This window comes from Bacillus cereus group sp. MG16, from assembly GCF_040459875.1.
GTDB lineage: Bacteria > Bacillota > Bacilli > Bacillales > Bacillaceae_G > Bacillus_A > Bacillus_A paranthracis.
This window is the reverse complement of sequence record NZ_JARVHE010000001.1, coordinates 2,223,349-2,238,753: the sequence shown is the minus strand read 5'-3', so window position 1 is coordinate 2,238,753 and position 15,405 is coordinate 2,223,349. Positions and strand designations below refer to the sequence as shown.

Sequence of the window (15,405 nt, the reverse complement as noted above, 5' to 3'; positions counted from 1 at the left end):
GTACGGTTGGCCTTTTTTCTTTATATTAACTGTCCATCTCGAAGCGTCAATATGCGATCACATACATCAAGCATTCTTTCATCATGTGTAATCATAATTGCTGCTTTTTGGCTCTCTTTCACTTCACGTTTCATCATTTCAACAACTTCACGTGCGCGTTTTGAGTCTAAGCTTGCCGTTGGCTCATCCGCTAATATTAAATCTGGGTTATTCATGAACGCACGAGCAATTGCTACCCTTTGTTTTTCCCCACCAGATAGTTGATTTGGATAATGATTTTTTCTTTCTCCTAATCCAAATGCTCCTAATAAATGATCCGCACGCTTTTCTGATTCTTGTTTACTTTCTTTTTTCAGCTTAGCAATATAAAGCAATTGTTCTTTCACATTTAAATATGGAACAAGGTTTGCAAACTGGAAAATGAAGCCGATTTTTTTCAAACGAATATCTGTCATTTCCTTTTCTGATAACTGTGTAATATTTTGCTCACGAATGTAAATATCCCCTTTTGACGGTGATAATAATGCACCCGCGATTGATAATAACGTACTTTTCCCTGATCCAGAAGGACCGACGATGCCGATAAACTCTCCGGCTTTCACATCAAGCGACATCGGATGAAGGGCTGTTACTTCCGTATTCCCTTCTCCGTACACTTTACTTACTTTGTCTAATTTCAATAATGAAGTCATTACATCCCGCCTCCAATTGCTTCTAATGCATCAACTTTTAATACTTGGTATAACGAAATAAGTGTTCCTAAAATACTAATTACGATAAAGATTGCTGCGTATTGTGCAATCATCGGTGTTGTTAATAAGAACGGCATACCCGCTGGTAAAATTTGTTCTAACCCTTGTACAAGAACGATACTAATTACCATCGCAACGACTGATAAGAATAACGCCTGTACGACTAAGCTATTTGCTAAATATGAGTTCTTTGTACCAATTGCTTTTAATACACCTAATTGCTGTGTTTTTTGTAGTGTAATAACATAGAAGAATACACCAATTAATAACGCAGCGATCACAAGTAAGAACGCAATGATCATCGTTAACGTTCCTTGCTCTTCTTTAAATCCTGGAATACTTTGCAGTACTTCTTTTTTATCGATAACGTGAGCATTTTTAATTTCTTTATCTGTGTTAAGTGCAATTGCACTATAATCTTTTTGGTTTGGTTGTGAAATAGATCCCCATACGTCTTCATTTACATAAACGACTGGTGTATGGCTAAACATTTGATCTTTCGTAAATCCGACGATTGTAAATTCTTTCTTTGAAACAGGATCGATAATTGTATCTCCAATATCGATTCCCTTCTCTTTAATCGATTCATCAGCAACCATCTCGTTGTTTGCTGTACCTAATTTCTCACCTTTTACAATGTTCGGTTCTAAAAATGAATCTCGTTCGCTTGAGAAAATAGCGATATCAACCTTTTTCGAACTATCTTTCTTTTCATATGTTGAAACTTTCACACGAAACGGAACTGCCTCTTTGTCACCTACTTGATTTACTGCTTTATCTACATCGTCTTTCTTAATTTGTGAACGAAGTAATTTATTTTCCGCATCATCTGCTAAAACGAACTTATTTGCCTCCATATTTTGAATCGATGAAGCATTATCATATGATAATCCATTTGCTAATCCTGAAATAACAAGGACTAAAAATGATAATAACACCATAATAAGTCCGATTAATCCGTATCGTAATTTTGATTGTTTTAATTCACGCAGAGCTAAAAACATTTCGCTCGCTCCTTCCTCTTTCTTTCTATGCACTTATCATAAAAAAGAAATATGAACGGAATATGAACAGAAGATTACAGAGGGTAAGATTTAATTTTCAGAAAGTATTGAAAATAATTGAAATCCTTGATACAATTCAGTCAAATAATCTTGACCGAGTAATTTCATTTAAGGAGTTGATCATTTTGAAGCCCGTATTAACACTAACTACTTATAGCCAACTAAAAGCATTAAGCGATCCACTACGTGCCGAAATGATGATACGTCTATGCGAACGTCCTTATACTGGACAATTACTATCTGAGAAATTCGGCATTTCAAGGGCGAAAATTCATTATCATTTAAAAGAATTAGAAAAGAATGGTCTTATAGAGATTGTTTATACAGAAGAAAAGAATGGGATTATTCAAAAGTTTTATCAATCTGTCGCGAAAGGCTTCACCCCTGCTGCAGATCTATTACCTCATTTAGAGATAGTAAGCGAATCAGGCCGCCAAATCTTTTTACAAATGATAGAAAGAACGAAAAGCCAAATTCTCGCTGCACCAGAAGAAGCTTTTACATTACGAAAAGAAAGCGAAGATCCTGCTGATTGGAATTACGTTTCATCTTGCTGGGAGTTTGATGCTACGCCAGAACAATTTCAAGTGTGGGTGAAAAAGTTTCATCAATTGATGGCTGAATTAAATGAAATCGCAAAAGACGCGGATAAAGATCCAAATAGTAAATCTTATTACATTTCTACTACTGCACTTCAAATCGCAGAGAGAACAATGCAGCAATTTGTTAAAGAAGAAGAAAAATCGTAATACGATTTTTTTTACATAAACGGTCAAATTTATTTTACCGAATAAATTTATCCGACATTAACGGGCAGTAAAACTCCAACCTCAAAATTCAACTAAAAAAAGAAGTTAAGTGGGAGATTAACTGCCCGTAAACGTCCGATTGGTTCAACTAATAATCAGTGGGGATGAACCTCCCACTGATTAAAGTTTCACTTTATTATAAAGGAGTAGATTAAATGGACATATTAAAAAACCGGAATTTCCTCTTATTATTTTTAGGGAGAATTTTTACAAACATAGGAGATAGCTTGTACTACGTAGCAGCAATGTGGCTCGTATATAAGCTAAGTGGTAATCCTTTTTATTCTGGATTGGCTGGTTTCCTTACGTTACTACCTTCTGCATTACAATTTCTTACCGGCCCATTCGTTGATAGATGGCCAATTAAAAACACCCTCGTCATCACACAAGTTTTGCAATGCATTCTTATATTAATCATTCCTATTACACACTACTTCGACCTATTAACAGTCCAACTACTACTCATCATTATGCCAATTGTAGCCTTTATCGAACAATTCGCCTATCCTGCACAGTCAAAAGCTTTACCACTTCTACTGCATAAAACACAATTATTAAAAGGAAACTCACTCTTTTCATTTGCGTATCAAGGCATTGATTTAATTTGTACGACGCTTTCTGGAATATTAGTAGCACTATTTGGCGCGATCACTTTATATGTAATTGACTCTTTCACATTCGCGATTACTGCCCTTTTGTTCTTTTCATTGAAAATACCAAAGCAAACCGAAACAGGCGCAACACTTTCAACTAAACAATATTTCTCTGATTTAAAAGAAGGTTTTTCAATCGTCTTCCGTTCCTTAATGGGCGTATTCTTAATCGGTTCCGTTGTCGCTAATTTTTCAATTGGTATGACGATGGCCGTACTCCCTTCTTTCGCTGATTCTTTAGGAGGCGTGAAATCATACGGATTCTTCTTAGCTGCTATATCAGCAGGTAGTCTCATCGGTGCATTATTCAGTTCATGGGTTGGTAAACGTAATGTTGGCCGTGTCTCTATTATTGGCTTTGCGGCTGGCGCTACCTTTTGGTTTCTCTCTACAATCGTACCGTTTCAATGGCTATCTATTCTCTTATTCGGCCTAGCTTGGATTCCAATTGGTGCAACCAACATATTATTTGCGGCAATTAGCCAAATTGTAATTCCAAACCAATATATTGGCCGCATCAATTCAGTCATGCGAAGTATGAGCACAATTGCTATGCCGCTTGGTTCTTTAATTGGCGGATATGTTGCAAATGTATTTAGTAGCCAACTTATTTTTGCGCTCGCTAGCATCGGGATTTTATTTATTTCTCTCGTATGGTTACTTCATCCGAAATTACGGGCATTGCCGAAAGCTGATGAGATTACAGCGGATACTTTTGGGGTGCAGTTTAAGGAGGAGCGCGGGAAAGGTGCTGCTTTATAGCAAGCAAACATAACCCCGTTCTAAATTTGGGACGGGGTTAAAAATATAATAATAAAGTCGTTTGAATATCTAAATTTTATTCAACAAAAGCACCAACCTAAAACGGCAGTTAACGCTTTGATGGCCAAGCCCCCTGCATTTTCCTTAATTGAATAATTTGTCCTGTATGATAAGCATCATGAAGCATGATATCCAGTAATTTCCCCTCTAGTGAATTTTGCTCAAGCTCTCTTTCGGAAATTGCACTTAATACCTGTCTTAAATTATGTTGAGCATCTTCAGAACGTTCAACGACTTTCTTCCATTCTTTCTCATCATTAGATTGATTGATAAGATAGAAGGTTTCATGCCAAAAGGAACAAAGAATAAAACTTCAAAGATTGATGAATATTATGAAGTCATTGCGGCTCTCTTATCCAGGCTTAGTGACAGGGTTCCTGCTGTAGACCGCAAAGTAACTTTGAAGAAAAAATAAAACGCTATTTTTTTAGTTCCTCAAGCTTTCTTCTATTAACAGCTCTATATAGGGAACCTTATGATATTCCAGTTGTGGAGACAATCTCCTTTATGGAATATTCTTCACTGTCATACATCCGTAGCGCAACATCAAGCTTTTCTTTATCCAACAGTGAATTTTTAATTACTGACAAATAAAATTCTTAAAAACTACACTATATATTTAGTAGCTTGGGACCATTAAATTAGCTTGCTGTTTATTATACAATTCAAAATAAATACCTTTATTATTCATTAATTGTTCATGATTTCCTTTTTCAACTATTATGCCGTTGTCCAAAACAAAAATTTCATCGGCAAATATTACGTTTTGAAATTTATGCGCAATTAATATAATAGTATATCTTTTTTTTATATCCTTAAGTAACTCTAAAATGATAGATTCTGTTTGTGCATCTAGTGCAGAAGTCATTTCATCAAATATTAAAATTTCTGCTTGGTGTATTAATGCTCTTGCAATGGCAATTCTTTGCTTTTGACCAACTGATAATTCTATGCTTCCGGGTTTAATATACGTATTATAACCTTTAGAAAGTGAGCATATAAAATCATGGAGCCCCACTTTTCTAGCTACTTCTTCAACATTTTTTATAGAAGTAACTTTACACCCATAAGCAATATTTTCATATATAGTCCCTGGAATAACTTCTTCCTCCTGATTAACAATAGCTATTTTGTTATAAAAAGATTCCTTGCGTATATCAGTAACTTTCAAACCACTATATTCAACTACACCTGATGTCGGATTAAGTTCGCCAGTTAATAACTTAAGAAGTGTACTCTTTCCCGATCCACTTTTCCCTACAATTGCAACCATGTTATTTTTATCTACATCAAAATTTATAGAGTTTAGGACTACATTTTCCCCATCATAAGTGTAAGATACGTCTTTTACTGAAATCCCAGAATTTAAAGTATCAAATTCATGCGTTCCCTTCCAATTTTCGTTATCGTTGAGAAAATAATAGAGTCTATGTACAGAAGATAGGGCTGATTGAATTGCTACATTAATTTGTGTTAAACGAGACACAGGTTGTAGCAGTTTTACAATATAAGTACTAAAGGCTATTAATGTACCTAAAGTAATAGAACCTTGAACCAATAAATACCCTCCAAAAATCAGTAATAAAAAAGGGAATACGTTTGTAAGAAAATTGCTACAGTTGTATAAAAAAGATTGTTGATTATATAACTTTAAAGATAGTCGCACAGTTTGAGCTTGCTCCCGACAAAACATTGCGCCACTATTTTTTTGTCGATTGAATTTTGTCGCAAGAAACTTTTGCTGAATACCTGTTTGTAATGTCTCGGTCATTTGCCCTATTTGTTCTTTGTATATCATATTTAGATTGTATATTCTTTTTCTTGATAGATAGAATAGCATAAAATAAATCGGGATTATAAGAATAGACACTATTGCTAGTTTCCAACTAAAGGTGAATAATATACCAAGGGTAAATACAATTAAAATACAGTCTGTTACAATAGAAATAATCGCGATATTCAAAAGGCCAACTACAGCATCCACATCTTGATATATCATCGATGTAATTTTGCCTGAAGAATGTTTATTAGATACCCTTAAACTTTTTTGATAAATGTCATTTCTAAGTTTAAATTGTAAAAGCCCTCTTGTTTTATTAATAAGAATATCTCTCATACTTCCTGTTATAAACTCACAAAGTACTAAAGCTAAAAAGATAGAACATAATCCAGCAGCGCTAATTAAAGAAAGTATTTTGCTTTCATAAGCATCAATTACTTTTTTGATAATAAGAGGTTGTGCAAGGTTTACTCCTAGATTAACTAAGATTAGAATGAAAACCCCTATTTGTAATGTTAATAGGGGTTTTGCATATTTTTTCACAAAATTCAGCACTTTTAGTCACCACCTAAAACTAACTAGCAAAAATTCTTTGCTTTTGTTCAGGAGTTAATCCGACATACAACTTCATTACAGCATCAATAAAAGTTTTTGTCATCTTACAATAATTTATTGGCGGTTCTTGGATATTTTTAGTCTCTGATAAGTTTTCGTGATGGCATCCACCTCCACATAAGCTCCGAGCCCAACAAGTCGTACAGGTATTTCGATTTTGAACATGTGAGTCTTCTATGAATTTTTGCTGTTTTTCAAGTGCATCGTACCTGAATACGCTTCCTAAACTATACTCTTTTTCGCTGACAAACCGATGACAAGGATATAAATTTCCATGTACATCAACAGCTAAGAAATTAGTAGCGGCTCCACAAAAATGAGATTTCGTCCCTCCCTGATGTAACTTATATAGCATTCCGATTACGTTTGACATTTTAAATGCTTGCTTATAATTCTCTTCTTCTATTAGTTGTTTGAAGTAGTTAACTAACTTTACCATTTCTTTTGTAAGGACCTTATAATGTTGGTCAGATAATGTATAAGCGGCAGGGGAAAGTGCTATGGAAGTAAAGCATAATTTTTCTAGATGTTCAAAAGATTTTAACACCTCTAATTCCGCTGGGGTTACTGTACCACGTGCTCTCAGTCTGTGTGTTTCTCTCATGTCCTTAGTTTTTTCAAGAATTATGTTATAAGAACCTTGACCACCTTTATAAAAACGATTAAAATCGTGTGTTTTTTCATTTCCATCTATACTGATTTGCACGCCGAATTTATATTGATCAAGAAATGATTGAATTTTAGGAGTGATCAATGTACCGTTAGTAGTCATACTAAAAGTAAAGTTTTTGTTTAGTTGTTTCCCTTTATCTAAAGCATACTGTACGGTTTTTTGTATTAGGGGAAAATTAAGTAATGGCTCTCCTCCAAAAAAAATTAGACCTAATTCTTCTAGTTCTTTTGGGGCATTTTCTATTAAATAATCTACAGCTGCAAATGCCACATCTTCATTCATACGCCCTTTATCATGATATTCTCCCTCTTCAGCATAACAATACGTACATCTTAAATTACATTCTTGAATCATAAATAGAGTTAAAGCTGATAATTTTCCCGTAGGTTTAATACTAATAGCTTTATTTATAACGGATTTGTTTTCTTCGGAAGCTATAATATATGCTTCTTCCATATTATGAATCGCTTCGATTATTTTTTCGGAAGTGTATCTAGGCTCTAAATTCCCTTTTATTTCACCAAGGGTTTTTCCATTATTTTTTAAAATATCCAATATTAAAGAGTCAACTTCAAATACAGTATTACTAACAGTGTTATACATATATTTTTTTTCTTTTGATTTAAAAGTTCTATATGTAAAAAAATTAATCGGTTTATCTTCAACAGTTGTAAGATTACTCATTTCATTTCCTCCACATCTTATAAGTGTGATGTATAGTTAATTTATTTAAAATCCAATCTACAAGAGAGACTATCTTAACTTAACAGAATACATGTTGTAATAGTTTTCTGTTTACCTCATCCACATGAAATTGCTCCCAATATTAATTGAGTATGCTAAAGAGAGATCAAGATTATATCCTGACCCCTCTTTAATAGGTGGTTCATATGAATCACGTATCTGACATGATACACATGTCAACTACATCGCATGCTGCACAAAGGTCATTTGCATCACAGAACCAACACATATCATTTGCAGAGCAACCTTTGTTAACTACTGGTTCACCAAACTTAGTTATATTATTAAGTGCTTTTAACATATTTCTCCCCCCAATCTTGTAGATTTCTTTGTGAAACTAGCTTCGAGATAATTATATACCAAAAAATAACAAATGGACAATCAAAAAAATTAATTTTTCTGATATTTCCGAAAAATATGGTGTATTTCACTTTTATTTGGTAAGTTATTAGTAGAAATTTACAAATACTACGAGGAGGAAAACTATGAAATATATACTAGAAACATCTAAATTAGTAAAAATATATGAATCAAATACCGTAGTTGATTCCATCTCATTGCATATAGAAAAAGGTAAAATTTATGGATTATTAGGTGAAAATGGTGCTGGAAAAACAACAACAATTAGAATGATTATGGGGCTATTAAAGCCAACAAGTGGAGATGTATATATATTTGGAAATAAGTTAGATATTAATAATCGTTCCTTTTTGGGGAATATCGGAGCTATTATAGAATATCCAGGTTTTTATGGGAATTTAAGTGCTACTGATAATTTGAAAATTAGTAGTAATTACATGGGAGTTAAGGATTCTAAGGCCATCGACCGTGTTTTAAATATTGTTAATTTGCAAAACGTTCAGCATCAAAAAGTAAAGAATTTCTCTTTAGGAATGAAACAGCGATTAGGTATTGCTCGTTCGTTATTACATAATCCTGATTTATTATTATTAGATGAACCAACAAATGGCTTAGATCCAGCTGGAATTAAAGAGATAAGAGAACTACTCATTGAATTAGCTAAAGAGCATCAAAAGACAATTTTAGTATCAAGTCATATACTTGGTGAAGTACAGCAAGTAGCAGATAATATTGGAATTATACACGAGGGGAGACTCTTAGAAGAAAGTTCTATGAATAAATTAGATGATAAATTTGGAAAATATATAAGAATTAAGGTTAACAATATTAATAAATGTATTGAGATTTTAAAAGAAAATGTAAAACATTTAGATTATCGATTTTCTAATACAGATATTCTGATAAATCATTTTGAAGGAAATACTGCAGAATTAAATAAATTATTAAATTTTGCAGGAATCGATGTTTATGAAATTGTAACTGTAAAACAAACATTAGAGGATTATTTCATGCAAATAACTGGAGGTGGAGGGATTAATCGGTGCAATCTATAATAAAATCAGAACTTATTAAATTTAAGGGTTCTAAATTAATATATATTACTACTGCTCTGCAATTGATTCCCATATTACTTGTATTTTTAATTTACGCCGTTAATCCTAAATATTCTATTACTGAAACAGGTTGGAGCGAATACTATAAGACAGTTTATATGTTTTTTAACATTATGACAGGTACTGCTACTTTTTATATTTTTGGAGGATATATATTTGCTAGAGAATATCAAGAAGGAACAAATATTATTTTATTTACAAGTCCTATTCCTAAATTAAAATTTTATTGCGGTAAATTGTTAATTATATTTAGCTTTATTGTTTTTACAATGGTTATACTGCTCATTCTTCCCTTCTTTTTAGGTATGTTAATTACTAATCTTCCTTTTACATATGGTTTATTTATTCAACAGCTTAAAATAGTTTCATTAATGGCAATTATGCATTTCTGTTTAATACCTATAGCATCTTTTTTTGCAATTAAGTGGAAAAGCTTTCTTTCAGTAGTCTTGTTAATGTGTATAGTTTTATTTTTGAATTTAATTTTAGTTAATGTACCTGGAAACGTTTTGTATCCCTGGATAGTACCATTATTATTCAGTCCTCATGAAGGAATCGGAAGAACTTTTATTAATTATCCTATTGGTATTTGTAGTATTTCCTTTATTTTCGTAGTAGGTTTAATATTATCAATTTATGAATATAAAAAAGTCAATTGAATTCTTTAAATGGTTTCTGTGAAATTAGTGTGAGAGTCCTAAATTAATAGGACTCTTTTTTTAGGTAGAAGGATGGAACCGTCAAGAAGAATTGGTTTAGCAGTCACAAACACTTTTGGGATTATGTAATTGATTTACAAAAAAATCTCACACTATAAAAGAAACAATCCCTCTATGGGCTCAACAGGTCGCAATTGGAAATAAAAGTAATTCTATGACCTGTTTTTACACTTATCTCGGCTGTACCTAAAATGGGGACAAGATAGCCTGTGTTTTCAAATAACGAGCGCTTTTCTGAAATAAAGATTTTTTCGAGAATACTTGAAATTACAACACTTTTAACTTAATAGGCATTCGTTGATACCTAGCTAGTTCAAAAGTTCCGTATGGATTGACATGATGATAAAATAAAGACGTTATTCCCCTAAAATCTTCTGGAATCATTTTCTTCAACCAATATTGATTATTGTCATAAAGCACTTCTTGCACCTAGAGTATCTTGAATTATCCCTTCTGGGTGATCAACGGTTGCTTTTAACAAATTGACAATACGTTTATTTTTCCCTTGAACTCTATCTAATTCTTCTACTGTTTCTTTACGGGTTGTATTTTTGGCCTTATTTCCGAAGTTAAGCGTAATTTCATCCAATAAATCAGCTAAATAATCAAAGTAGAAATTGTCTTCTTTTTCATTTATTTCGGAAGTTCAACCCGTACAGTAGTCCCTTCCCCTTTCGTGCTATATACCGAAACGTTTCCGTTATGCAGTTCAACAATCTTCTGCACAATCGACAACCCTAAACCGCTACCTTCTACATTTCTTGCTCTTGCTGTATCTACTTTGTAAAAACGATCAAAAATACGTTCCATCTCTTCTTTTTCCATTCCGATTCCGTTATCGGATATAGAGATGATAACGCTAGACTCTAACTCTTCGACAAAAAACTCAATGGTCCCACCATCATTTAAAAACTTGATGCTATTCGTGAAAATGTTACTCCATACTTGATGAAGTAAGTTTTCATCACCTTTTATAGTAATATCCGGCACATCAAATTCAACGGCGATATCTTTTTCCCGCCATTTCCACTCAAGCATAAAAATGACGTCTTTAATTTGCTTCTGCAAATTGAATTCTTTTATTTGTAACACTTTCTCTTCTTTATCTAATGAAGCGAGCGTAAGTAACTGTTTACATAAACTAGACATTCGCTTACTTTCGCCCTCAATAATTTGTAAGTAATGGTTTCTTTCTTCCATGCTCATCTTTTCTGTTTGTAATGTCTTCGAAAAACCTTGTATAGAAGAAAGCGGTGACTGGAATTCATGTGAAACGTTCGAAACGAATTCTTGTCTCATTTCATCTAGTTCCTTAATACTTTTCGTCATCTTTTGGAAGCTTGTAGATAACGTTCCTATTTCATCTTTTCGTTTTACATCTAATTCGATTTCATATTCCCCACTCGCAATTTTTTGCGTCGCGTTCGTAAATTTACGAATCGGACGAACGATGTATCCTGCTGCAATCGCTATAAAAATAATACTTAATAGTACGATAAACCCAAGTAATACCGCTAAGAAAATTCGCATCTCGCCAAATTGGTTTTGAATGTCAGGACGAATAAATAACGCGTACTGTTTATCACCGTGCTTTAGCGGTACACCGACACTATTTATTAATTCATTATCGAAAAAACCGGTAATAAATAGGCGGGTCGGATATGTAGAAACACCATTAAATGTCTCACCTTGCAATACTTTGTGAACGGTATCATCACTAATAGACGTCTTACGAAACGCATTGCCGATACGCTTTCCATTCTTTTGATCATCTACAATATAAATTTCATACCCTAGCTTCGCAATAGATTGTAAGTACGCCTCTTGATTTTCTTCGCTTTGCTTTTCATATAACGATTTAACTTCTTCCGCATACTTTAAAATCTTTTCACTATTATACGGCTTTAACTTCACTTGATAATATACGTTCGTTAATAAAAAGCCGATAATACTACTAAGTAGCATAATACCGACCGTCATAAATACAAATCTAGAATATAGTGATTTCATCTTATTTCAACTCCAACTTATACCCGAGTCCGCGTACTGTCGTAATTTGAAAATCATCCGTTCGTTTGGAGAAACGATCTCGGAGCCTTTTCACATGAACGTCAACCGTTCGTTCATCCCCTTCAAAATCCATTCCCCATACTAGCTCAATTAACTCTTCTCTTGAAAATGTTCTCCCAGGATAACTAGCTAATTGTGATAATAATTCAAATTCCTTTAACGGAAGCAAAATCGTCTGCCCGTTACACTTCACTTCAACACCTTTACGATCAATTGTCGTTCCATGGAGTGTAATTATGTCAGCGCTCAGCATTTGATAACGGCGTAATAAAGCTTTCATACGGAAAATGACTTCAGCTGGTTCAAATGGTTTTACGATATAATCGTCCGTACCAGAAATGAAACCTTTCTCTTTATCGACTAACTGATCCTTTGCTGTTAATAAAATAACAGGAATATCATGATACTTCCGAATTTCTTCACATAACGTATAGCCATCAACGAACGGCATCATAATGTCTACGATCGCAAGATGAATATTTTCCTTCTCTAATACTTCTTGCGCCACCTTTCCATCTTCCGCCTCAAAAACTGTAAACCCCTCTTTTTGTAAATGGTAATGCAATAATTCTCTAATATGCTTATCATCATCAGCTAATAAAATATGTATCATCTTCATTAAACCCTCTCTCGTTCATCCTTCTACATCACTACATTAAGAAACAATTGGATTTTTTGCAAGAAAAAGAAAAGGATTCCTTAGAAGATACTCTTGTTATCATTGTGGTCAGCTGCTTTATTTTTCTTATAACTTGGTGATGTACTCTGGTGTACGAATAAGTGATCTAATACTTTTTTAGTAAGTGGCATAAAGAAATTCAGTAATAGCCCACCTAAACAAACGGTTAATATAGTTCCAATACCAATTGGTCCATGTAAAATCGTCGCCATTATCAAGAACATAAGGTAAATACATGTTCGTGATATAAAGATATTCGTTCTCGTTAATTCTTGTATGATTAAAGTTAATCGGTCAATTGGAATGGGAGCAAAATTTGTTTGTAAATATATCGCAGTTCCTAATCCTGTAATAACTAAGCCAATTCCAAAATAAATCATTTTACTGTACCATATTTCTGATGTAATTAAATTACGTAATAAAAATAGCCACACATCAATACCAATGCCCGTTATGAATGCTGTTAACAACCCTAGTACCTCTGGTCTTTGTCTTTTTAATATTGAATTACAACATATTAATAATAAAGCTATTATTATTTCCCAACTCCCCACAGTAAGCCCTACATTTAAAGAAAGTCCTACTAAAAGTGCATCAAAAGGTGAAGTACCAAAATCTGATTGTATTGTGAAAGAAATACCAAGGGTTAATATTAAAATTCCTAATACATAAAAAACATACTTCATTTTAATCAACCTCTTCATTGTTATTTTTATTGCATTTACAACAAAAATATTTTATATTAAATGTAACTTCAAATTGTTGCATTTGCAATAAAAATAAAAGATAAGGAGCTCATTATGAAAGAAATTCTTCGTGAAATTGGCATGATTGCAAGGGCATTAGATTCTATTAGTAATATAGAATTTAAAGAATATGAGCTTACAAAAGGTCAGTATTTGTACCTTGTTCGAATATGTGAAAACCCAGGAATCATTCAAGAGAAGCTATCCGAGATGATAAAAGTAGATCGTACAACCGCAGCCCGGGCTATCAAAAAGCTTGAAATTAATGGATTTATCGAAAAGAAAGAAGATGAATCTAACAAAAAAATTAAAAAACTATTCCCGACAGAAAAAGGAAAAAATGTTTATCCTTTTATTAAGAGAGAAAATGATTATTCCAATACTGTTGCATTAGAGGGATTTTCGGAAACAGAAGCGGAAACTATTTCTAACCTTCTTCAAAGAGTAAGAAAAAATATAGAAAAAGATTGGGAATTTGTAAAAAAGGGAAATAAGAGAGATTATTGATTATATAAAGGAGCGAACTATTAATATGACTACATATATAGAAAAGTGCACCCTTAAAGATATACACAAACTTCAAGAAATTAGTTATGAAACATTTAATGAAACTTTTAAACATCAAAATTCACCCGAAAATATGCATCATTATTTGGAAAAGGCATTTAACTTAAAGCAATTAGAAAAAGAATTATCCAATATCTCTTCTCAATTCTTTTTTGTCTACTTCAACGATGAAATTGCTGGGTATTTGAAGATCAATACTGATGATGCTCAGTCTGAAGAAATGGGCAATGAATCACTTGAAGTGGAGAGAATTTATATAAAGAGCTCCTTTCAAAAACATGGTCTTGGTAAGTATCTACTAAATAACGCTATTGAAATTGCAATAGCAAAGAATAAAAAGAATATTTGGCTAGGCGTATGGGAGAAAAATGAAAATGCTATTGCTTTTTATAAGAAGTTAGGGTTTGTACAAGCTGGCTCTCACTCCTTTTATATGGGAGATGACGAACAAGTTGACCTTATCATGATTAAAACACTCATATAACTTTTTTGAAAGGTGGGCTATTATGTATATTCCAAAGTATTTTAAAGTCACAAAAGTTGATGAAATTTGGGATTTTGTTCAAAAAAACTCTTTTGGAACAATCGTCACAACAAAAAAAGAAAAGCCAATCGCAACTCATTTGCCTTTTGGGTTAACTAAACAAGGTGATGATTATTTTATTACTGGACATATGGCTTATGGGAACCCCCAGTGGAGAACATTTGAAACTTGTGAAGATGTTCTTGTAATGTTTCAGGGACCGCACTCTTACATCTCTTCTTCTTGGTATGAAAATGAAGAAGTTCCAACATGGAATTATCAAGCTTTTCACATATATGGTAAAGCAAGTATTTTAGATAAAGAGGATTTAATAGATGAATTAACAACAATGCTGAAAAAATATGAAGAGCATCGTGAAAATCCAGTATTATGGAATAAACTTTCCCCCACTCTCTTAGAAAATGAACTGAAAGGTATAGTTGGGTTTAAAATTAAAGTAGGAGACATTCAGGCTGCATATAAATTAAGTCAAAATCGAAATGAGACAGATTATATTAATATTATTGAAAAATTGTACGATGAAGAAAATCCAGATGCAAACCAAATGGCGGAACTCATGGGGAGTAGATTAAAAAATCACATATAAACCATCGTTATTCAACTCTCACATTTCAAAATTAAAGAACAGACTGGAGCGTTCTCTCGGCAGTTTTCTTTAAAATGTAAAAGTTTGAACTTAAAGTGAATGGTGTT

The 15,405-nt window shown here is 33.0% G+C and carries 17 protein-coding genes and 2 pseudogenes; 8 read left to right on the top strand and 11 right to left on the bottom strand.

Translation table 11 applies throughout. The features are described from left to right. Positions 1–20 precede the first annotated feature (20 nt). Together QCI73_RS11510 and QCI73_RS11505 are read right to left on the bottom strand one after the other, a co-directional pair. Positions 21–692: an ABC transporter ATP-binding protein gene (locus QCI73_RS11510; RefSeq protein ID WP_353822949.1), complete on the bottom strand. Its 672-nt coding sequence runs from the start codon at positions 690–692 to the stop codon at positions 21–23. Then, complete coding sequence (locus QCI73_RS11505) at positions 692–1,756, bottom strand: ABC transporter permease (RefSeq protein ID WP_353822948.1); 1,065 nt, start codon at positions 1,754–1,756, stop codon at positions 692–694. The genes QCI73_RS11510 and QCI73_RS11505 overlap by 1 nt, the downstream gene beginning before the upstream one ends. 185 nt (positions 1,757–1,941) lie before the next feature. On the opposite strand from QCI73_RS11505, the gene QCI73_RS11500 reads away from it, so the two are divergent. Together QCI73_RS11500 and QCI73_RS11495 are read left to right on the top strand one after the other, a co-directional pair. Beyond that, positions 1,942–2,565 carry an ArsR/SmtB family transcription factor gene (locus QCI73_RS11500; RefSeq protein WP_327923014.1) on the top strand — a complete coding sequence of 208 codons (624 nt, stop codon included), beginning with the start codon at positions 1,942–1,944 and terminating at the stop codon, positions 2,563–2,565. Between the two features lie 215 nt (positions 2,566–2,780). Beyond that, entirely contained in the window at positions 2,781–4,040 is a 1,260-nt protein-coding gene (locus QCI73_RS11495; protein ID WP_353822947.1) for an MFS transporter, read from the top strand. Between the two features lie 109 nt (positions 4,041–4,149). Here the strand turns inward: QCI73_RS11495 and QCI73_RS11490 are convergent. Next, positions 4,150–4,386: pseudogene (locus tag QCI73_RS11490) on the bottom strand (DinB family protein); the annotation flags it as partial. On the opposite strand from QCI73_RS11490, the gene QCI73_RS11485 reads away from it, so the two are divergent. Beyond that, positions 4,387–4,515, top strand: a complete 129-nt coding sequence (locus QCI73_RS11485; protein WP_327923074.1) for a hypothetical protein — start codon at positions 4,387–4,389, stop codon at positions 4,513–4,515. Positions 4,516–4,573: 58 nt separating this feature from the next. On the opposite strand, the pseudogene QCI73_RS11480 reads toward QCI73_RS11485, so the two are convergent. The 4 genes and pseudogenes from QCI73_RS11480 to papA all read right to left on the bottom strand — a co-directional run. Further along, positions 4,574–4,666, bottom strand: a pseudogene (locus QCI73_RS11480) (recombinase family protein); the annotation flags it as partial. A 53-nt stretch (positions 4,667–4,719) separates the two neighbouring features. Continuing rightward, positions 4,720–6,435, bottom strand: a complete 1,716-nt coding sequence (locus tag QCI73_RS11475) for an ABC transporter ATP-binding protein (RefSeq protein ID WP_353822946.1) — start codon at positions 6,433–6,435, stop codon at positions 4,720–4,722. A gap of 19 nt (positions 6,436–6,454) precedes the next feature. Then, on the bottom strand, positions 6,455–7,852 hold the full coding sequence (gene papB, locus QCI73_RS11470) for a PapB family radical SAM/SPASM ranthipeptide maturase (protein ID WP_353822945.1): 1,398 nt from the start codon (positions 7,850–7,852) through the stop codon (positions 6,455–6,457). Positions 7,853–8,063: 211 nt separating this feature from the next. Further along, a complete protein-coding gene (gene papA / locus QCI73_RS11465) occupies positions 8,064–8,213 on the bottom strand; it encodes a freyrasin family ranthipeptide (protein ID WP_353822944.1) in 150 nt (49 codons plus the stop codon). A gap of 184 nt (positions 8,214–8,397) precedes the next feature. Between papA and QCI73_RS11460 the strand changes: the two genes are divergently transcribed. Further along, positions 8,398–9,327 (top strand): ATP-binding cassette domain-containing protein, encoded by a 930-nt coding sequence (locus QCI73_RS11460; RefSeq protein ID WP_327923004.1) that lies wholly within the window; start codon positions 8,398–8,400, stop codon positions 9,325–9,327. Next, the gene (locus QCI73_RS11455) at positions 9,315–10,046 is read left to right on the top strand and encodes an ABC transporter permease (protein ID WP_327923001.1); all 732 of its coding nucleotides are present in this window, start codon (positions 9,315–9,317) and stop codon (positions 10,044–10,046) included. Before QCI73_RS11460 ends, QCI73_RS11455 begins: the two co-directional genes overlap by 13 nt. A 469-nt stretch (positions 10,047–10,515) precedes the next feature. Here QCI73_RS11455 and QCI73_RS11450 read toward each other — a convergent pair whose 3' ends face one another. The 4 genes from QCI73_RS11450 to QCI73_RS11435 form a co-directional block, all read right to left on the bottom strand. Then, positions 10,516–10,695 (bottom strand): hypothetical protein, encoded by a 180-nt coding sequence (locus QCI73_RS11450; protein WP_327922999.1) that lies wholly within the window; start codon positions 10,693–10,695, stop codon positions 10,516–10,518. Between the two features lie 44 nt (positions 10,696–10,739). Beyond that, a complete protein-coding gene (locus QCI73_RS11445; protein WP_327922997.1) occupies positions 10,740–12,116 on the bottom strand; it encodes a sensor histidine kinase in 1,377 nt (458 codons plus the stop codon). A gap of 1 nt (position 12,117) precedes the next feature. Continuing rightward, entirely contained in the window at positions 12,118–12,795 is a 678-nt protein-coding gene (locus QCI73_RS11440) for a response regulator transcription factor (protein ID WP_000781974.1), read from the bottom strand. A gap of 80 nt (positions 12,796–12,875) precedes the next feature. Continuing rightward, entirely contained in the window at positions 12,876–13,541 is a 666-nt protein-coding gene (locus tag QCI73_RS11435) for a YczE/YyaS/YitT family protein (RefSeq protein ID WP_327922996.1), read from the bottom strand. A 114-nt stretch (positions 13,542–13,655) separates the two neighbouring features. On the opposite strand from QCI73_RS11435, the gene QCI73_RS11430 reads away from it, so the two are divergent. The 3 genes from QCI73_RS11430 to paiB are packed head-to-tail and all read left to right on the top strand — an operon-like array spanning position 13,656 to position 15,298. After that, positions 13,656–14,108, top strand: a complete 453-nt coding sequence (locus QCI73_RS11430) for a MarR family winged helix-turn-helix transcriptional regulator (RefSeq protein WP_000658984.1) — start codon at positions 13,656–13,658, stop codon at positions 14,106–14,108. 25 nt (positions 14,109–14,133) lie between these two features. Further along, positions 14,134–14,652 carry a spermidine/spermine N(1)-acetyltransferase gene (gene paiA, locus QCI73_RS11425; protein ID WP_327922995.1) on the top strand — a complete coding sequence of 173 codons (519 nt, stop codon included), beginning with the start codon at positions 14,134–14,136 and terminating at the stop codon, positions 14,650–14,652. Positions 14,653–14,674: 22 nt separating this feature from the next. Beyond that, positions 14,675–15,298, top strand: a complete 624-nt coding sequence (paiB, locus tag QCI73_RS11420; protein ID WP_327922993.1) for a protease synthase/sporulation negative transcriptional regulator PaiB — start codon at positions 14,675–14,677, stop codon at positions 15,296–15,298. Positions 15,299–15,405: the final 107 nt, after the last annotated feature.